At 46.4% G+C, this 18,548-nt stretch carries 13 protein-coding genes and 1 tRNA gene; 8 read left to right on the forward strand and 6 right to left on the reverse strand.

Annotation, left to right across the window (positions count from 1 at the left end; genetic code table 11):
- Positions 1 to 114 precede the first annotated feature (114 nt).
- A complete protein-coding gene (gene lpxA / locus BTV99_RS06455; protein WP_075101549.1) occupies positions 115 to 894 on the forward strand; it encodes an acyl-ACP--UDP-N-acetylglucosamine O-acyltransferase in 780 nt (259 codons plus the stop codon).
- A 319-nt stretch (positions 895 to 1,213) separates the two neighbouring features.
- Positions 1,214 to 2,566, forward strand: a complete 1,353-nt coding sequence (locus BTV99_RS06460) for a sodium-dependent transporter (protein WP_083608554.1) — start codon at positions 1,214 to 1,216, stop codon at positions 2,564 to 2,566.
- Between the two features lie 135 nt (positions 2,567 to 2,701).
- Here BTV99_RS06460 and tgt read toward each other — a convergent pair whose 3' ends face one another.
- Positions 2,702 to 3,853, reverse strand: a complete 1,152-nt coding sequence (gene tgt, locus BTV99_RS06465; RefSeq protein ID WP_075101550.1) for a tRNA guanosine(34) transglycosylase Tgt — start codon at positions 3,851 to 3,853, stop codon at positions 2,702 to 2,704.
- A gap of 213 nt (positions 3,854 to 4,066) precedes the next feature.
- On the reverse strand, positions 4,067 to 5,200 hold the full coding sequence (gene asd / locus BTV99_RS06470) for an aspartate-semialdehyde dehydrogenase (protein ID WP_075101551.1): 1,134 nt from the start codon (positions 5,198 to 5,200) through the stop codon (positions 4,067 to 4,069).
- 421 nt (positions 5,201 to 5,621) lie between these two features.
- On the opposite strand from asd, the gene BTV99_RS06475 reads away from it, so the two are divergent.
- The gene (locus tag BTV99_RS06475; RefSeq protein WP_075101552.1) at positions 5,622 to 6,752 is read left to right on the forward strand and encodes an endonuclease/exonuclease/phosphatase family protein; all 1,131 of its coding nucleotides are present in this window, start codon (positions 5,622 to 5,624) and stop codon (positions 6,750 to 6,752) included.
- Positions 6,753 to 7,318: 566 nt separating this feature from the next.
- Here the strand turns inward: BTV99_RS06475 and BTV99_RS06480 are convergent.
- Both BTV99_RS06480 and BTV99_RS06485 read right to left on the reverse strand, forming a co-directional pair.
- Positions 7,319 to 7,394: transfer RNA gene (locus BTV99_RS06480), tRNA-Asn, on the reverse strand.
- A gap of 258 nt (positions 7,395 to 7,652) precedes the next feature.
- Positions 7,653 to 8,855: a pyridoxal phosphate-dependent aminotransferase gene (locus BTV99_RS06485; RefSeq protein ID WP_075101553.1), complete on the reverse strand. Its 1,203-nt coding sequence runs from the start codon at positions 8,853 to 8,855 to the stop codon at positions 7,653 to 7,655.
- 490 nt (positions 8,856 to 9,345) lie between these two features.
- On the opposite strand from BTV99_RS06485, the gene BTV99_RS06490 reads away from it, so the two are divergent.
- Together BTV99_RS06490 and BTV99_RS06495 are read left to right on the forward strand one after the other, a co-directional pair.
- The gene (locus BTV99_RS06490; protein ID WP_075101554.1) at positions 9,346 to 9,891 is read left to right on the forward strand and encodes an acyl-CoA thioesterase; all 546 of its coding nucleotides are present in this window, start codon (positions 9,346 to 9,348) and stop codon (positions 9,889 to 9,891) included.
- Between the two features lie 124 nt (positions 9,892 to 10,015).
- Complete coding sequence (locus BTV99_RS06495; RefSeq protein WP_075101555.1) at positions 10,016 to 11,101, forward strand: cation diffusion facilitator family transporter; 1,086 nt, start codon at positions 10,016 to 10,018, stop codon at positions 11,099 to 11,101.
- A 209-nt stretch (positions 11,102 to 11,310) separates the two neighbouring features.
- Here the strand turns inward: BTV99_RS06495 and dps are convergent, their stop codons facing one another.
- A complete protein-coding gene (gene dps, locus BTV99_RS06500) occupies positions 11,311 to 11,793 on the reverse strand; it encodes a DNA starvation/stationary phase protection protein Dps (RefSeq protein WP_075101556.1) in 483 nt (160 codons plus the stop codon).
- A 602-nt stretch (positions 11,794 to 12,395) separates the two neighbouring features.
- On the opposite strand from dps, the gene uvrB reads away from it, so the two are divergent.
- From uvrB to BTV99_RS06515, 3 genes are all read left to right on the forward strand, one after another.
- Positions 12,396 to 14,507, forward strand: a complete 2,112-nt coding sequence (uvrB, locus tag BTV99_RS06505) for an excinuclease ABC subunit UvrB (protein ID WP_075101557.1) — start codon at positions 12,396 to 12,398, stop codon at positions 14,505 to 14,507.
- 257 nt (positions 14,508 to 14,764) lie between these two features.
- Positions 14,765 to 15,817 (forward strand): histidinol-phosphate transaminase, encoded by a 1,053-nt coding sequence (locus tag BTV99_RS06510; protein WP_075101558.1) that lies wholly within the window; start codon positions 14,765 to 14,767, stop codon positions 15,815 to 15,817.
- Between the two features lie 293 nt (positions 15,818 to 16,110).
- Positions 16,111 to 16,485 (forward strand): hypothetical protein, encoded by a 375-nt coding sequence (locus BTV99_RS06515; protein WP_075101559.1) that lies wholly within the window; start codon positions 16,111 to 16,113, stop codon positions 16,483 to 16,485.
- Between the two features lie 272 nt (positions 16,486 to 16,757).
- Here the strand turns inward: BTV99_RS06515 and BTV99_RS06520 are convergent, their stop codons facing one another.
- On the reverse strand, positions 16,758 to 18,452 hold the full coding sequence (locus BTV99_RS06520) for an alkaline phosphatase (RefSeq protein WP_075101560.1): 1,695 nt from the start codon (positions 18,450 to 18,452) through the stop codon (positions 16,758 to 16,760).
- Between the last annotated feature and the right edge of the window lie 96 nt (positions 18,453 to 18,548).

The following is an 18,548-nucleotide window of genomic DNA, read 5'->3' on the forward strand; positions in this document are numbered from 1 at the left end:
TATAATGAGCATCGATATTTTGTCGCAAGACTGACTTTGGTTTGTTTGATAAGTTATGACTGACGGTCAGTGTTTTACCATTTATTCGCACCAGAAGATACAAAGGCCCACATTATGAGTCAGATCCATCCAACAGCACTCATCTCACCCTCCGCTCAGATAGATGAGACTGCAACCATTGGCCCGTACTGTATCGTCGGGGATGATGTCAGCATCGGCGCGCATACGGTGTTGCATCGTCATGTGGTCGTGACCAAGCTGACTCGTATCGGCGCGCACAATCAGTTTTATCAGTTTGCCAGTATTGGTGAAGATCCGCAGGATTTGAAGTATGCAGGCGAGCGCACTTGGCTTGAGATTGGCGATTATAATACCATTCGTGAGGCCTGCAGCTTGCACCGCGGTACCGCCCAAGACAGCGAGTTGACCAAGATTGGTAGTCATAATTTGTTGATGGTCAACACCCACGTGGCTCACGACTGCGTGATAGGCGATCACAATGTGTTGGCTAATAATGTGGGGGTAGCGGGTCATGTCACTATCGGCAACCATACCATCATCGGTGGCAACTCTGGTATTCATCAGTTTTGTACGGTAGATGACTATAGTCTGATCGGTGGGGCAAGTCTGATTTTGAAAGATGTGGCAGCCTTTACCATGGTATCTGGCAATCCTGCCAAAACCCATGGCCTCAATGTCGAAGGTATGCGCCGCAAAAACTGGTCAAAAGAGACAATTGATGTTTTGCGTCAAGCGTATCGTACGATTTTTAGATCTGGTCTGACCACTGTACAAGCGCTTGAAGTGTTGCATAACGAGCTACTACCGAGAGAGCCAAAGATTCAGCTGCTTATTGACTCATTACAAAACAGCCGACGCGGTGTCGTGCGCTAATAGTTAGTAGACAATTGATTAGGCTTAATCACAGTCCATGATAAAAAGAATTGTTAATAGTCCAAACTCTTGTTAGTTATAGGTAAAATGATAGCAAGCCATAACCAATTGTTATGGCTTTTTATATTTATGGGCACTTGACTTTTTTGACGGCTTAGCAGAAACTGAGCGTTTACGGTATTGTAAACAATTTTTTCTTAATGTTACTGGACGCTTCATATCGGGGCGTTTAATAATTCGCTTAAGCATTATGATGGGCGGCTTATGATAATCAAGGAAGGTTATCAGTGGTATTAATTGAAGCAAGAGGACGGAAAAGATGGCTATGAATAAACAAGAACATGCACAATGGAGCTCAAGCTTTGGCTTCGTGCTAGCAGCGGTAGGATCGGCAGTTGGGTTGGGAAATATATGGAAATTTCCATATATGGTCGGTGAAAGTGGGGGTTCCGCTTTCGTTATCGCTTATTTATTCTGTATCGCGTTAGTAGGTTTTCCGATTCTAGTCGCTGAGTGGTTGATCGGTCGCCGCGGGCAAAAAAACCCAGTCAATACCTTTGCTGATGTGGCCGCCAGCGAAGGCAAGTCACGCAGCTGGGGCATTGTGGGTGCGTCAGGTATTTTGGGTGGTTTTTTAATTTTATCGTTTTATAGTGTCATCGGTGGCTGGGCGCTAAACTACATCACCAAAATCGCCTCAGGTGAGTTTGCTGGCCAGGATGGCGACGCAGTTGGTGCGACATTTGATGCTATGCTGGCATCAGCCGGCACATTGACCATTTGGCATACTGTGTTTATGGTGTTGACGGCTATCATCGTCGGTATGGGGGTGACAGGTGGTATCGAAAAAACCGCCAAGGTGTTAATGCCATTATTGGGTCTTATCTTGTTTGTCATCGTCGGTTATAACGTCATGAATGGCGGATTTGGTGAAGCGGTTGCTTACCTATTTGCTCCAGACCTTAGCAAGCTGACTGCAGACGTGATGCTTGCTGCGCTTGGTCATGCGTTCTTTACCCTATCTATCGGTATGGGCATTATGATTGCGTATGGCTCTTATTTGGGCCGTGAAGTTAACTTACTCAAGACCGCCCGTACAGTGGTAATATTGGACACCGTGATTGCCTTGGCCGCTGGTCTGGCAATCTTCCCGATTATCTTTAGCAATGGCTTAGATCCTGCCTCAGGTCCTGGTCTTATCTTTGTCAGCTTGCCAATTGCCTTTGGTAGCATGGGCGCAGGTACGATCATCGGTACTTTGTTTTTCTTATTGATTACCTTTGCCGCTATCACTTCATCGATTTCGCTACTTGAGCCGACGGTGGAGTTTTTAGAAGAGCGCACCTCGATGAGCCGTACAGTATCGACCATCGTGGCGAGTATTGTGATTTGGCTACTCGGTATCGCAGCCTTGTTGTCGTTTAACCTATGGGCTGATTTTACGATCATGGGCAACGGTGTCTTTGATGCTTTAGACAAGCTCACCAGTAAGTTTATCCTACCACTTACGGGTCTGGCGGCGATTATCTTCCTTGGCTGGCAGATGGATCAGCGCAGTATTCAGCAAGAACTGGGTCTGTCTAACGGTACGTGGACGCTATGGCAGATTATCTCCAAGTTTGTAGCACCAATCGCAGTGGTTATCGTATTTGTGACCACATTGATGGATTAAAACGTTTGGCCATTAGCCTTTTTGAATGGCGCATACATCTATCAAGCAGCAAAAAGGGCTTAAGAATCTTCTTAAGCCCTTTTTTGGTCTGAATGATAGATAAAGATACAGAGAGATAGATGAACGTTTAAAGCGTTAGCGTAGGTTTAGCTCAGGCACCGTTTGACCACGCTTGGCATAAAACTCACTGACAAAGGCATCAAAGGTGTCTTGTTCAATAGCGTCTCTGATGCCTTGCATCAAGCGCTGATAATAACGCAGGTTATGAATGGTAGCCAGCTGCGCGCCTAGCATCTCTTTACATTTATTGAGGTGGTATAAATAGGCACGGCTAAAGTTTTGGCAAGTATAGCAATCACACTCAGGGTCTAGTGGGCCTTCATCGTTACGATATTGGCTATTGCGGATACGCACCACGCCTGCATTGTCAGTATCGCCTGTGACGAAGTAATGGCCATTACGGGCGTTACGAGTGGGCATGACACAGTCAAACATATCGACCCCGCGGCGTACCGCCTCAACGATGTCCTCAGGCTTGCCAACGCCCATCAGATAGCGCGGCTTGTCTGCTGGCATCGCATCTGGGATGTAGTCTAGTACATCCATCATCTCATCTTTTGGCTCGCCGACCGATAGGCCGCCGATGGCATAACCATCAAAACCAATCTCAAGCAGGCCCTCGAGCGATTGCTGGCGTAGATCTGGGTACATACTGCCTTGAATAATACCAAACAGCGCATTGGTGCTGCCCAGTCTATTGTGCTCATCGACGCAGCGCTGGCCCCAACGTAATGACAGCTCTAAAGACTTTTTGGCCTCGTCGTGAGTGGCAGGATAAGGGGTACACTCATCAAACTGCATGACGATGTCTGAGTTTAAGCTGTACTGAATTTGCATCGATTTTTCTGGTGACAAAAATACCTTGGCACCGTCGATAGGCGACTTAAAATTGACGCCTTCTTCGGTGATTTTGCGCATTGCACCGAGACTAAAGACCTGAAAGCCGCCTGAGTCGGTCAAGATAGGCTTATCCCAATGCATAAACTTGTGTAGGCCGCCAAACTTGTCGATGACCTCAGTACCAGGACGTAGCCATAAGTGAAACGTATTGCCAAGGATGATATCAGCACCGATGGCTTCGATATCGCGCGGCAGCATACCTTTGACCGTGCCATACGTACCGACAGGCATAAAGGCAGGCGTTTGTACGTCGCCATGATTGAGATGGACAGTGCCACGGCGCGCACGCGTCTCGCCGCTGGCCGTTTTGTGTAAGACAAATTGCATATGATAACCGCTATGTAAGCTATGGAAATGGCGCTAATTATAGCATTGTTAAGGGTTTATTGGGACAGGGATGCCAATCTCAATTTTGTTGCTATTTATATTATGCGCGATTATGTGCGGCTCATAGCGCGTTTTGAGGAGTGAACCTAAAATCGATATAAAAAAAGACAGCCATCTGCTGTCTTTTTTGTACTTCATAGTTGAGTTGTAAAATTAGACGTTTTGCTCGCGGATAATGTTTAGCATACGGCGTAAGGGTTCGGCTGCGCCCCATAATAGCTGATCACCCACAGTAAATGCACCGAGATATTCAGGTCCCATGTTTAGCTTACGTAGGCGTCCTAGCGCTACAGTTAAGGTACCTGTTACGGCAACAGGTGTTAAGCGGTTCATCGTAGCTTCTTTGTCGTCTTCGACCAAGTCCAACCACTCATTGCCGCTATTTTTTAGCGCCGCTTCGATTTCCTCTAGCGGGATGTCTTTTTTGAGCTTGATGGTCAGGCCTTGAGCGTGGCAGCGCATGGCACCGATACGCACACACATACCATCGATAGGGATGGTATTGGCCGCTGAGTTGCCAAGGATTTTGTTGGTTTCGACGCCGCCTTTCCACTCTTCGCGTGATTGCTTGTTTTCTAATTGCGCATCGATATAAGGGATCAAGCTGCCTGCGAGCGGTACGCCAAAATACTGCTTAGGAAAGTCATCTGCGCGCTGGGTCTGCGCAATTTTTTTGTCGATATCCAAGATAGCACTTGCAGGATCAGCCAGCTCATCCTTGACCGCATCACGTAGTACGCCCATGCCTTCGATGAGCTCGCGCATGTTGTTTGCGCCAGAGCCACTCGCCGCCTGATAAGTCATGGCGCTGACCCATTCTACCCAGCCTTTATTAAACAGCTCACCGATCGCCATCAGCATCAATGATACCGTACAGTTACCACCAATAAAGTCTTTTTTGCCACTGGCGAGCGCGCTATCGATGACATTGCGATTGACTGGATCAAGGATAATGATGCTGTCATCTGCCATACGCAAGGTGCTGGCTGCATCGATCCAGTAGCCATTCCAGCCGCTATCGCGTAGGGGCTGATGCACCTTTGAGGTGTAGTCGCCGCCCTGACAGGTAATAATCACATCACAAGCTGCGAGTGCGTCGATATCATGAGCGTCCTTTAATTGGCTGGTCTGTACGCCATCGAAGCTTGGCGCATCGCCACCTGCGTTACTGGTCGAAAAAAACACGGGCGTAATACCATCAAAGTCTTTTTCTTGCTGCATGCGCTGTATCAACACTGAGCCAACCATACCGCGCCAGCCCACCAAGCCTACTGTTAAATTACTCATGAAATCTAATCCTATTTACAATTATTTGTTGCATCGCCAACCAATAACAATGCCGTGAATGCTCCCAAAAAGCAAGACGTTTTGGCGATTTTTAGCGGTTTTTTATACACTATTTGCTATGTTGATTATAACGTGATGTTATTAGTATGCAGATGCTGGTCATTGCGGTTTTATGGTACAAAAGCCTTATCAACAAAAGCTTGTCAACGAATCACCAACACCATACTGCCAGATACTTGACATTGTAATGTTTTATAGTTGTTGTCATATAATTCGGCTGTAGCAGTAGGCGTCACTGGATTGAAGTGCTAAAGTAAGCGCTAGCATCAGTATCGTGAGCCGTACGCCTAAAGATGCCTGAACACCCAACATATCTTATGCAGCGGCAAACCAGAATTTCAACCAACGGTTAATACATACTATGGATTTTTCACTATTATATTATTCTGTCCAGTGGCTAGCAGGGCTTGTCGCGTTTGTGACGATTTGGGGCTGGCTGCCGCTGGATAATTGGTGGGTGCGCGGTGTCGAGTTTCCTCGTATTCAGATCATGGTGCTGGGGGTGATCGCTTGGGTTGGTATGCTGGTATTTTGGCCAGACTGGCAGCTAGGGCAGTGGTTATTGTTTGTGGTTTTGAGCCTCACATTGGCGTTTCAGCTAAGAATGGTGTTGCCCTATACCAAACTATGGAAAAAAGAAGTACAACAAGCAAAATCCAAACCTGCAGGGCAAGCGCATCAACTAAAACTCATGGTGTCAAATGTCCTAACGCCCAATGATCATACCCAAAAGCTGGTCGAGCTGGTCAAGCAAAAGCAGCCCGATATTTTAATCACCTTAGAGAGTGATAAAAAGTGGGAAAAAGCACTGGAGCAAATTGAGCCAGACTATCCTTATACCGTCAAGGTGCCATTAGACAATTTATATGGCATGCACCTATACTCGAAACTTAAACTGATCGATCCTGAGGTCAAGTATTTGATGATAGATGACATACCGTCGATTCACTCACAGCTGCGCCTGCAAAATGGTCAAGTGATTTGGCTATATTGCTTACACCCCATGCCGCCCAGTCCTACTGAAGCCGACAAATCGACCACTCGCGATGCCGAGCTGCTAATGGTCGGCAAACACATCAAAGAGCACGATCAAACCGCTATATTGGCAGGCGATCTTAATGACGTGGCCTGGTCGAAGACGACGCGCCGCTTTCAGCGCATTTCGGGCTTGCTAGACCCGCGTATCGGCCGCCACTTTATCAATACCTTTCATGTCAATTATCCATTTTTGCGCTGGGCGCTTGATCATATTTTTCACAGTGCTTGCTTCACAGTCGTTGATATTCAGCGTTTGCCGTCTATAGGCTCTGATCACTTTCCAGTCATGACGACGCTGCAGTATGAGCCAGAGGAAGCCGAGCAACAACAAAAAAACGCCCCAACGGCCGAAGTAGACGATATCAAAGAGACAGATAACAAAATAGAAGAGGGCAAAGAAGAAGGCGAAAAAGTCTCTAAAGAGCATGCTAAAAAGCAGCAGTTATTGGGATAGAATAGGGTAGTAGGCTAGATTGGTTCTAGATAAGTCACGAGCCGCCAAACAAGGCGAGTGTGGCAGTAAGCGGGTGTACAAATGTAAGCATATGCTTACGCGAAATAAGGTCTTTAGCCTCTAGGCGCATCAAAGTGATTGCCCTACAATACAACCATCAACACAAGGAGAGGCAAGGATGCAGTGTTGAGGCAGTATCGATAAAAGCACAGGTCAGCCCGCTGTCTTATAGATGACTGTTTATGACTTAGGATAAGTCGACATGGAAGAAATAATAATAACAACAACATGAAGCGCCGTAAGCCCTGAACCAATCGCCCTAGGTTCGGGGCTTTTCTTTGTCTGCCTATCTTATCTTTATTTGCTAATCTTAACCGCTCCACCACCGAGGCGTTATACTCCTTAAATTCCATGCTACAAGCGCCGAGCTAAAAGAAACCAGACTGCTGACAAAGCCAAACTGCATAAAAACAGACGACCATAAAAAAACCCTCATCAAAGTGATGAGGGTTTTGGCAAATGCCATAATTGAATTAAAAATAATTCAAATTTTTACAACTAAAATGTGGCTCTCCAACCTGGGCTCGAACCAGGGACACACGGATTAACAGTCCGTTGCTCTACCAACTGAGCTATTGGAGAATAGGCTGTACGTACATGATACGTGACAACAAGACTTAGAAAGTCTCTAATGAGTTCTTGCTAAGTGGGGCGTATTCTAGCAAAGATAAAAAATACGTCAAGCCTTTTTTTGCATAAATTGCAAAGATTGTCATTTTAATGAGAAAAGAGAGCTATTTTATCAAAAGCCGTCATAAAAAAGACGCCCACATAACAAATATGGGGCATCTTTTTTATAGTTTTTAACAATCAAGCTATTTAGCTTAAAAGCCTTTTTGCTTATTCAGCAACGTCCAAGTCAGCCACGGCTTTTTCGATACGTGATAGTGCATCTTTTAGCGTCGCTTCGTCAGTGGCATAAGAGATGCGCATATAGCCGCCAAGACCAAAGGCATCACCAGGGACGACCGCTACGCCGACTTTATCCAGCAGCCATGCGGAAAACTCTGTACATGAAGACAGGCCAGCGGCTTTGATCAATGGCTTGATTTGAGGATAGACGTAAAATGCGCCATCAGGACGCAGGCACGTGATGCCTTTAATGGCATTTAGACCATCAACGACCAAATCACAACGCTTCTCAAAGGCTTCTACCATCGGTGCCAGTACGCTTTGGTCACCACTGATGGCGGCTTCGGCGGCCACTTGGCTGATAGAGGTTGGGCATGAAGTGGACTGCGACTGTACTTTTTTCATCGCGCCGATGAGTTTGGCAGGGCCACCAGCGTAGCCGATGCGCCAACCTGTCATGGCATAGGCTTTTGATACGCCGTTTAGGATGATGGCGCGCTCTTTTAGCTCAGGTGCGGCGTTTAAGATATTGTAGAATTTATCACCCGTCCAGCGAATGTGCTCATACATATCATCTGAGGCCACATAGACTTGTGGGTGCTTTTTCAATACTTCCGCAATGGCTTTTAGCTCATCCAACGTATAGATCATACCTGTTGGGTTCGATGGGCTGTTTAGCACTAGCAGTTTGGTTTTGTCCGTGATGGCGGCTTCTAACTGCTCGGCGGTGATTTTGAAGTCTTGTGCTGCTGGGCATTCGACGATGACGGGTTTACCGCCTGCGATGATGACCATGTCAGGATAGCTGACCCAGTAAGGCGCTGGGATGATGACTTCGTCGCCTGGATTGATAAAGGCTTGGGCAAGGTTAAAGAAAGACTGCTTACCACCGACCGATACTAGGATTTCATTTGGCTCATAGCTGATGTCGTTATCACGTTTGAACTTATCAATGATGGCTTCTTTGAGCTCTGGTGTACCATCGACAGCGGTGTACTTGGTAAAACCGTTATTGATTGCATCAATGGCTGCTTTTTTGATGTGCTCTGGCGTATCAAAGTCAGGTTCGCCAGCACCTAGGCCGATGATGTCTTTACCAGAGGCTTTTAGCTCTTTGGCTTTATTGGTAATCGCTAGTGTTGGTGATGGTTTGATGCTATTGACGCGGTCAGACAGTTGCAACTCGCTCATGAGGGATCCTTTTTATAGTGAAGGGTGGTTGGGGGTAGCTGATGTTAATTATATAACGTTTTGATCGTCATCAGGGCATGATGTCGGTATATAGTTAGCCCTAAATAAAACGGGCAATGACTATATAGGCCACGTGCTACTGATAGGTGGTTTGCGCGGCCTTTGTCGGTGTAGTGCCTATTGTAAAGTAGCTCAACTGTAAAGAGGCTCAACTATAGACTGAATATTGTAGCACGCTGATATTTCGCTGTCGCATGGGGCTGGTAACAAAAATTATGGTGATGCTGCATAAAGTTCATCCCAGCCACACTGTGTCGTTTTCTATTTATATTGAATTATCTATATTTACCGATGGGCTATTATTTATATTTTATTTACACAATGTAGACCATCTGATGACACAGGGGCGTTTGTGATATATAGCGAGCTGCTGTATAAATGATAAGCAAGCTAAAAACATAAATACGTGTACAACCCTTTAAGGAACATTATGCCGCAGTTCAACACCAGCTCCACCGCCAAAAAAGCCCCTTTAAACCACGAATTGTATATGTCGGTGCTGATGACGCCTGATATGGCAAATTTTATCGGCAATGTCCATGGTGGCGATTTGCTTAAGATGCTCGATCAGGTCGCTTATGCCTGTGCCAGCCGTTATAGCGGCAACTATGTGGTGACGCTATCGGTCGATCAAGTGATGTTTCGGGAGCCTATCTATGTCGGAGAGCTGGTGACATTTGCTGCTAGTGTCAATTATGTGGGTACGACTTCAATGGAGGTGGGGATTCGCGTTGAGGCCGAAGATGTGCGTGCGCGTACGGTACGCCATACCAATAGCTGCTACTTTACCATGGTCGCAATCGATGACAATGGTAAGCCAACGCCAGCGCCGCCTCTTGAGATCAAAAATGAGATGCAGCAATGCCGTGCCGATGCGGCCTTGGCGCGCAAAAAGCTGCGTATGGAAAGCTCACACCGCCCCAGCTGCGATATCGATAAGATGACTGGCGAGCGAGGCGGTGAGCCGCGTAGCTAGAGCACGCCCGGCAATCTGCACGGCAGGCGACTGTTTTCTTTTTATTTCCCTATTTTTATCTCACTATCTTTGTATCACTGACCTATATAACCTGTTTATATGAGTCAGCGATAACGAGGCTAACATGACCATCAAGCCAAAAGACACCACATCGAATGACGCGTTAGCACCGAGAGGCCGTACTCGCGGCACAGGCACTGTCAAAAACCAGTCTGACGACCAGACACATCGCCATGCTAAGCCGGCAGATAAAAAACCTGCGGGTTCATTGATTACGGTCTTGATCGCTGTTGGGGCAAATCTGATTATCGCCATTGCAAAGACGGTCGCGGCCTTTATGACTGGCTCTGCCTCTATGATTGCTGAGTCTGCGCACTCTTGGGCGGATGCTGGCAATGGGGCGCTGCTGATAGTCGCAGAAAAAAAGTCCGTCAAACCTGCCGATAGAAGCCATCCGCTCGGCTATGGTAAAGAGTCCTATGTCTGGTCGATGATTGCGGCTTTTGGCGTGTTTATGGCAGGCTCTATCGTCTCTATCTACACCGGTATCACCGAATGGAATGCCGCTGAGAGCGAGACCAACTATACCATCGGCTTTGTTATCTTGGCCATCGCCTTTGTCCTCGAGGGTTTTTCGTTGGTGCAGGCTTATCTGCAAAGTAAAAAACACGGCAAAGCCATCAATGTCAGTGCAATTGGTTATGTGGTCGACACCTCCAATCCAACACTGCGCGGGGTGTTTTTCGAGGACTTGGCAGCGGTTATCGGTTTGGTAATCGCAGCGGCAGCGATGGGGATGCATGCTTATACAGGCCAGCCGTTTTGGGATGCGCTTGGCTCCATCATCGTGGGCGTGTTATTGGGCGCTGTGGCGATATTTTTGATCAGTCGCAATCGCGACTTTTTGGTTGGCTATAAAGTGTCTGATAGCATGCATGATTATGCGCTCAGTGAACTGCTCAACCACCCTGATATCGATAGCGTGTCGTACCTGCATTTAGAATGGGTCGGTCCCAAAAAGATATTTATGGTCGCTGCAGTCAATATCGCAGGCAACCAAAAAGAAGAAAAAATCGCGCAAAAATTTGAAGATATCGAAAACCAGTTTCGAGACAATCCCCTGTTTCAAGAAGCAATTCTCACGTTATCTGTACCAAATGCAGCCGTGTTGACACCCCCTAGTGATGCAGGTAAAGCGCATCTTTCCTAGCATGTTTTATAACATCAGCCAGCATCTCAACCAGCGCATAAATGACAAAGCGTGGTTAGGTTGACCTTAGTAATAAACATCGCATATTTATATTTATCACCACAAAAGTCGTACCCACAAAAAAGCCACCTTTATTGGTGGCTTTTCTATGATTATTTTTCATTAATTATGATTATAAATTGATTTGACCGCTATGGATCAAGCCCATATTACTTCTTTGGAGCGTTGGCACCGATAAACCATGCGTCTTTGTCGACGATACGGCTCACCTCTGTTAATAAATCTGCCGTGTCTTCATCGCCTGCATCACCCGCGGTATCGATTGCTTCGCGCAGTGAGGCAGCGATGGTTTTGTAGCGTTTGGTCAGCTCGCGCACATGTTCATCGACCTCCGTGATATCGGTGGGATACGTCTCTAAAATCGAGTCCTCAACCACCCGTTTTGAGATACCGTTGGCTTTACCACCCAATATTACGATGCGCTCAGCTACCGTATCATAAGCTTCTGTTAGGCGCTCATAGGTCTCATCTAATAACTGATGCACACCGATAAAACCTGTGCCCTGAAGATTCCAGTGGCACTGCTTACTGTCCATGCTTAGATCGATCAGGTTGGCCAAATTGGCGTTTAGCAAATCCACCATTTTTTTGGCAGTGTCATCATTGATACCACTTGCATAACGTTCTCTCATATTTTACTCCATTATTATCATTGTAAATAAAAAATCATTGGTTTAAGACGGTCTTAAATAGAATACTGAACTTGTTGTTATTGATGTATCCGTGGTCTTGCTGAATGAATCGTTATAAATGATAGCAGTTTGTCACGCGGTTGGAACCGTTAAGCATAGGCTTTATGAAGGGGTCATGTAATGGGTTTGTTAATCATGAAAACCTTTGTAACGTTTGCAGGCGTTCTGTGAATTTTTATATTTAACCACATTTAATCAGGGTGGCTGACACCGCGAAAATAGCAGAAAAATATATCGCCACCGCATCATAATTTGACTAGGGCGTGTCTTTAATTCACTCGATAGTTATCTAAATGGGCTAAAAATGGTCAAATTTTGCCAAACATCGTCAAATAGCTGGTCAATATCCCGATATTAACGGCGCTATTTTCCTTGTTTGACCGCAATTTATCTCATTTTTATCACCATTTTTGAAATAAAGACACGCCCTAAAAAAGAGCCTTTTGGACGCAAAAAGCTCTAACGGGCAGCGATTGGTTCACCTTTAAAAACGGTGGATGGGGCCCCATATTGTTATAAACCTTGAGAAGAAGAAAACCAATATGCGAATGCCCGAACCGCGCTCGTCGCGTCAGTTAAATCAATTGGCCACTCAGCTACAAGGCGAAGCTGAAATCAGTGGTGTCAATGCGTCAGGAACGCAGATATCAAGCCGCGCCTTTGAGATGGTGACCGACTTTGAGCCTGCAGGCGATCAGCCGCAAGCGATTGAGAAATTGGTCAATGGTGTCAATAAAGGAATGGATGAGCAGTTACTTCTTGGCGTAACGGGCTCTGGTAAGACTTATACCATGGCCAAGGTCATCTCCGAAACTCAGCGCCCGACCATTATCATGGCGCACAACAAAACCCTTGCCGCCCAGCTATATGGTGAGTTTAAGTCGTTTTTCCCCAATAACGCTGTTGAGTATTTTGTCAGTTATTATGACTATTATCAGCCCGAGGCGTATGTGGCGGCCAGTGATACCTTTATCGAAAAAGACAGCGCCATCAACGATCATATCGACCAGATGCGTCTATCTGCGACGCGCGCCCTGCTTGAGCGCCGCGATGCCATCATTGTCGCATCCGTCTCTTGTATCTACGGTCTGGGTGATCCTGAGAGTTATCTTAAAATGCTCTTGCACGTCGTCGTCGGTGACAAGATCGATCGTACCGCGACCATCAAACGTCTGGTCGAGATGCAATATACCCGCAACGAGCTGGATTTTGGCCGTGGTACTTATCGTTTGCGCGGTGAGCTTTTGGATATCTACCCTGCAGAGTCTGAGCAGCTCGCGGTACGTATTCATCTGTTTGATGATGAAGTAGAAAAAATCACATGGTTTGATCCCTTGACAGGCAAAACTGTGCGCAGCGTGCCGCGTATTACTATTTATCCAAAGTCGCATTATGTGACACCGCGTAATCGCCTTGAGGCCGCCAGCGAGACCATTCGTGCTGAGCTTGAGCCGCGTCTTGAGTATTTTCGTGACAACAATAAGCTGGTCGAAGCGCAGCGCCTCAAAGAGCGTACCCAGTATGATCTAGAAATGATTCAGCAGCTTGGTTACTGTAATGGTATCGAAAACTACTCACAGCATCTCTCTGGTCGACCATGGGGAGAGGCGCCGCCGACGTTGTTTGATTATGTGCCAGAGGATGCGCTGCTGTTTATCGATGAGTCGCATGTGACGGTCTCGCAGATTGGAGCGATGTATAAAGGCGATAGATCACGCAAAGAAAACTTGGTGAACTATGGTTTTCGCCTGCCAAGCGCGATGAATAACCGGCCGATGAAGTTTGAAGAGTGGGAGCGTATCAAGCCCAAGACCATTTATGTCAGCGCCACGCCAGCACAATATGAGCTTGAGCGTAGTGAGCAGGTCGTCGAGCAAGTGGTACGTCCGACGGGGTTGATTGACCCTGAGATTGAGATACGCCCTGTATTGACCCAAGTCGATGATGTGCTCTCAGAGATTACCAAACGCCGTGAGCTTGATGAGCGTGTGCTGATTACCACCTTGACCAAACGCATGGCGGAGGATTTGACCAGCTATCTTCAGGAGTATGATGTCAAGGTCGCCTATCTGCACTCAGACATCGATACGGTGGAGCGCATGCAGATTATCCATGAGCTGCGTACGGGTGTGCACGATGTGCTGGTCGGTATTAACCTCTTGCGTGAAGGACTGGATATGCCTGAGGTGTCATTGGTGGCGATATTTGATGCCGACAAAGAAGGGTTTTTGCGCTCTGAGAGATCTTTAATTCAGACCATCGGCCGCGCCGCGCGCCACTTAAATGGTAAAGCGATTCTTTATGCCGATCGTATGACGCCGAGTATGGAAAAGGCGATTGAGGAGACCGATCGCCGCCGCGAAAAGCAGATTGCCTTTAACATCGAGCATAATATCACGCCAAAAGGTGCGCGCCGTAGTATCACCGATAAGATTGATACCGGTGAAAGTGTGGATGCCAATGACAATCAAGTGATCCCAGTCAAGAGTAATCTGCCTGATGTTGATATCAGTATCTTGCGCAGCCCTGATTTGCTCGCCAAAGAAATCAAACGTTTAGAGAAGCAGATGCAGCAGCTGTCTCGCGATCTCAAGTTTGAGGAAGCTGCAAAAACACGTGACAAAGTCTTAGAGCTAAAAGCGCATTTGCTCTAATAAATTATTTGTATTGTCATTAACATCCCTTAGTATTTAAGTTTTAAAAGGTGAGTTGCATATTTGTAGCTCACCTTTTTTATGATCTGCTAAATACTTGAAATCATATGGCTTTTTGCCGAATACAATTAATAACTTATATTTTGGTTTTGGAAAACTTGTAATCATACCAAATGCCACTTAATATGAGATCAATGATTAAATTTGATCTTATTCTTACTCATACTCTCCACTGACAGTTAGGTGTATCGTCCATCATGCAAAATAATAAAATGATAGAGTTAAATGCGAACGAAAACTCGCTGGGCATGTCGGATTCTGCCAAAAAAGCCGTTACAGAGTCTTTAAGTGAAGGTTTTCGTTATCCAGATAATGCACGTGCTGCACTCATTAGCAAAGTTGCCAGCATTCACGGCGTGGCAGAAAACCAAATCTCATTAGGCAATGGCTCGACTGAAAATATGCGAGCTACCATTCAGATGCTGCAACATAAAGCATTTACGGAGGGCCGAGAGTTTCAGATGGTAATCCCTGTACCAACGTTTGATTGTGCAGAGATGTATGCAAACTCTATCGGGGCGTCTGTAGTCAAGATACCATTAACTGCCGAAAACTATGATTTAGATCTTCAAAGACTAAAAAAAGCGGCCGACGAGTTTAACGGTATTAGCTTGTTATATGTTTGTAATCCTAATAATCCAACCGGAACCATTACATCAACGAAACAGCTTAAAACATGGATAGGTAACGCACCAGACAACCACTACTTTTTATTAGATCAAGCTTACTTAGAATACGTGAATGACCCAAGCTTTGAGAGTGGGGTTGAGTGGGTAAAACAAGGATTATCAGACAACCTTATTGTGATTCATACTTTCTCAAAGTTATGTGCCTTGGCTGGTATGCGAGTGGGCTATGCGATTTCTAACCCGCAAGCTATTGAAGCTGTCGAAGCATTTATGTCTATGGATAACACCAACTTATCAGGTGCGGTCGCCGCCATTGCGACATTAAATGATGCAGAGTTTTTAGAGTTAAGTTTGCGCACGACCAATCAGTCGCGCCAGATGATTGAAACAGTATTGGACGAGCTTGGACTTCGCTACTTACCATCCCAGACCAATTTTATTTTTCATGAAATAAAAGGTGATTTAAAAACCTACATCGCTAGAATGCGAGACAGTGGCATCAAGGTCGGTCGCGATTTTCCACCTGTCACGGGGTTCAACCGCGTAACGTTGGGTACGCCTGATGAGATGGCAGTATTTATCGAAGTGCTAAAGTCGTTTCGCAAAAAAGGCTGGGTGTGATAAGCCTCTAAACAAGCCATCCACTTTTACCAACATCAAACGCAGTTTTACATATCCCGCCTTAAAAAACAGCCGTGCCTCTTATAGGATAAAGAAATCAAGCACGCTCTAGCCACCCGATGAATAAAAACCAGTATTGAGCGCTCGTCATAAAGATAAGTATAACGGCAGGGGCAGGCGTGCGACTATATGGTTGAATCCTATAACACTGATGCCAGTAGTATTGGTAATATCAGTATTTTTAAAATAAGGACACGCACCGGTTAAAACTATTAAAAATAAAGGATGGATGTATGTTTGATATCAAGTCGTTTTTTAAGCGAGAAGTAGAAAAAAAGCTTATTGATGTGGATGATTATATTTTTATGCCTGAGCGCGTCGAGATGATGCTCGAAGGCGGTCAGTTAAATTGCGTGCTAAACAGTGATGGCCGCGTCGATATTTTTTATAGTAAGCAGGGCGTGACAGAGGTCAGCTCAGCGGCGCGCAAGCATCCTTTTACTGCATTTGAGACCGAGTTGCATCACGGTGTTTATGATGATGTGATTCATGATTTGATCAAAGAAGTCGATAAAATCATCGATAGCTCATCCAAGTATTTTCGCCGCAGTAAAATATTGCCAACGACGGCGGCTTTGCCTAGCAGCTCGGCGGCGACTGATAAGTAGTCATCAGTGAACAGTGAATGCAGCAGATGAGTTGTAAGTCGCTATAAGTATAGAATTGCTAGATATGCTCAAAAACCACAAACAGTAAAAGGGTGCGTCAGCTAACGCACCCTTTTGCTGTTTATATCAACGCGGCACTGGTATAAATCTTTTTGCCGTACTATGCCTGCACCGCTCGATGTTGCGTAAAACTCATCCCAGTCTCGCTGTTTCGTTTTTATACTGAAATACTGAACTCACTATCACTCAATAGTTCAGTGGGCTCTAAAGATTTATGCCTCGCTCATCGCCGCTGGGTTTGTTGTCGTCTTTTTGACCGATACGGCCTTGTCCGCCGCGGCTAGGGCAACCACATTGCTGATAGGGCGAGACTGAGCTGCATCAACTAAATGATGGGCGCGTGATTGTGTGGCCAATCCTTTGGCAAACTGGGTGCTACTATCACGGACGGTGAGCGTATCGGTATAGTACCATTCACACTGAAACGCCTGCTCGGTGATGTCTAGTAGCATATAGCCGTGGTCGGTTTGGTTGTTAAACTTTTGGTGCGGATTGACGTCGGGCCCTGTATTTGGCTCAGTAAAGGCAAGTGAGGTGAGGGCAGGGCAAACAAACTCAACCGCCAGCGCGCCTGCACCAGTTGCTGGGTTATAGCTGTCACTATCAAAAGGGTTTTTGGCGACATCGAAGGCAAAAGAGGCGTGATAGTCCCCCGTCAACACGACGGTGTTTTTGATGTCGTTATTGTCAATATAGTCTAATAGACGATCGCGCGCACTGGCATAGCCGTTCCAGATATCGCCTGAACTGCTGGCAAAAGCGCCTTTAAAAGGTGACAAGATTACTTGCTGACCCAATATCTGCCATGTGGCGCCGCGGCGTTTGCTCTTAGACATATTTAGATAGAGCCAGTTTTCTTGCTCAAGCCCCAATAACTGGCGTTCTGGCTCCTGACTGGCGGACGCATCGAGCTTTTCGCGGCCAAAGATGCGCGTGTCGAGCATGTTTAAATCAAACAATTTACCAAACTCAAAACGCCGATAAATACGTAGCTGGCTGTCAAGCGCATTGCTCTTATCGTCCCGAATGGGCATCCACTCATGATACGCACGGACAGCCGCCATTTTGCGCTCTAAATAGTTGCCTTTGCTGTCGTTATGAAAGCGCGCGCCCCCTTTCCATGAGTTATCAGCGATTTCATGGTCGTCCCAAACCGCGATAAAAGGATGCTGGCGATGGCATTCTTGTAGGTCGATATCCGTGCGATAACACGCATAGCGTTGGCGATAGTCGTCTAGGCTGATGATCTCGTTTTTGGGAAACAGCGGACGCTCTTCTATCAGTGACTGATCGCGATAAAACCCTTCCTTGTATTCATAGATATAATCTCCCAAATGCACCACGGCGGAGATATCGGCTTGTTTGGCGATATGGGCATAGCCATTAAAGTACCCAAAGCCATAGTTGGAGCAGGACACCACTGCCAAGCGCACACGCTCTATCTCGCTCGCTGCCATATCAGACGGCGGAATGGTACGGGTACGGCCAGTAGGCGAAATATAGCCCAAGGCTTCAAAAGCATAATAATACGTGGTATCAGGCTGAAGGGAGGTGGGGTCGACTTTGATAGTAAAGTCAGAGGCGGCGGTGGCAATGGCGCGGCCTTGGGCGACGATATTGGTCAGATCAGGGTCTGTGGCGACCTTATAGCCGACAGGGATGCTGGTGGCATCAATACTGCCGTCATTGGTGATACGGGTCCACAGTATCACCCTATCTTGTAGTGGGTCGCCACTTGCGATGCCATGTACAAAGGGCTGGGCACCTTGGTAACCCAAATCATCGACGTCGTCTAGTGCCACCACGGGGCGCTCGTCATCGTCTGATGAGCAGGCGCTCAGCTGCGTCAACAGAGTCCCCGCCACGGTCGCTTGACCGCCCATTTTTATAAAATCACGTCTTTTCATCATTCATCCTTGATCTGATTGTCTCGTCCTAAAATAGATTGATAGTTTTTTTGCTAAGTCAGATACCTTATGTATCTGGCTTTTTTACATTAAGCA

This window comes from Psychrobacter sp. Rd 27.2, assembly GCF_001921755.1.
GTDB classification, from domain to species: Bacteria; Pseudomonadota; Gammaproteobacteria; order Pseudomonadales; family Moraxellaceae; genus Psychrobacter; species Psychrobacter celer.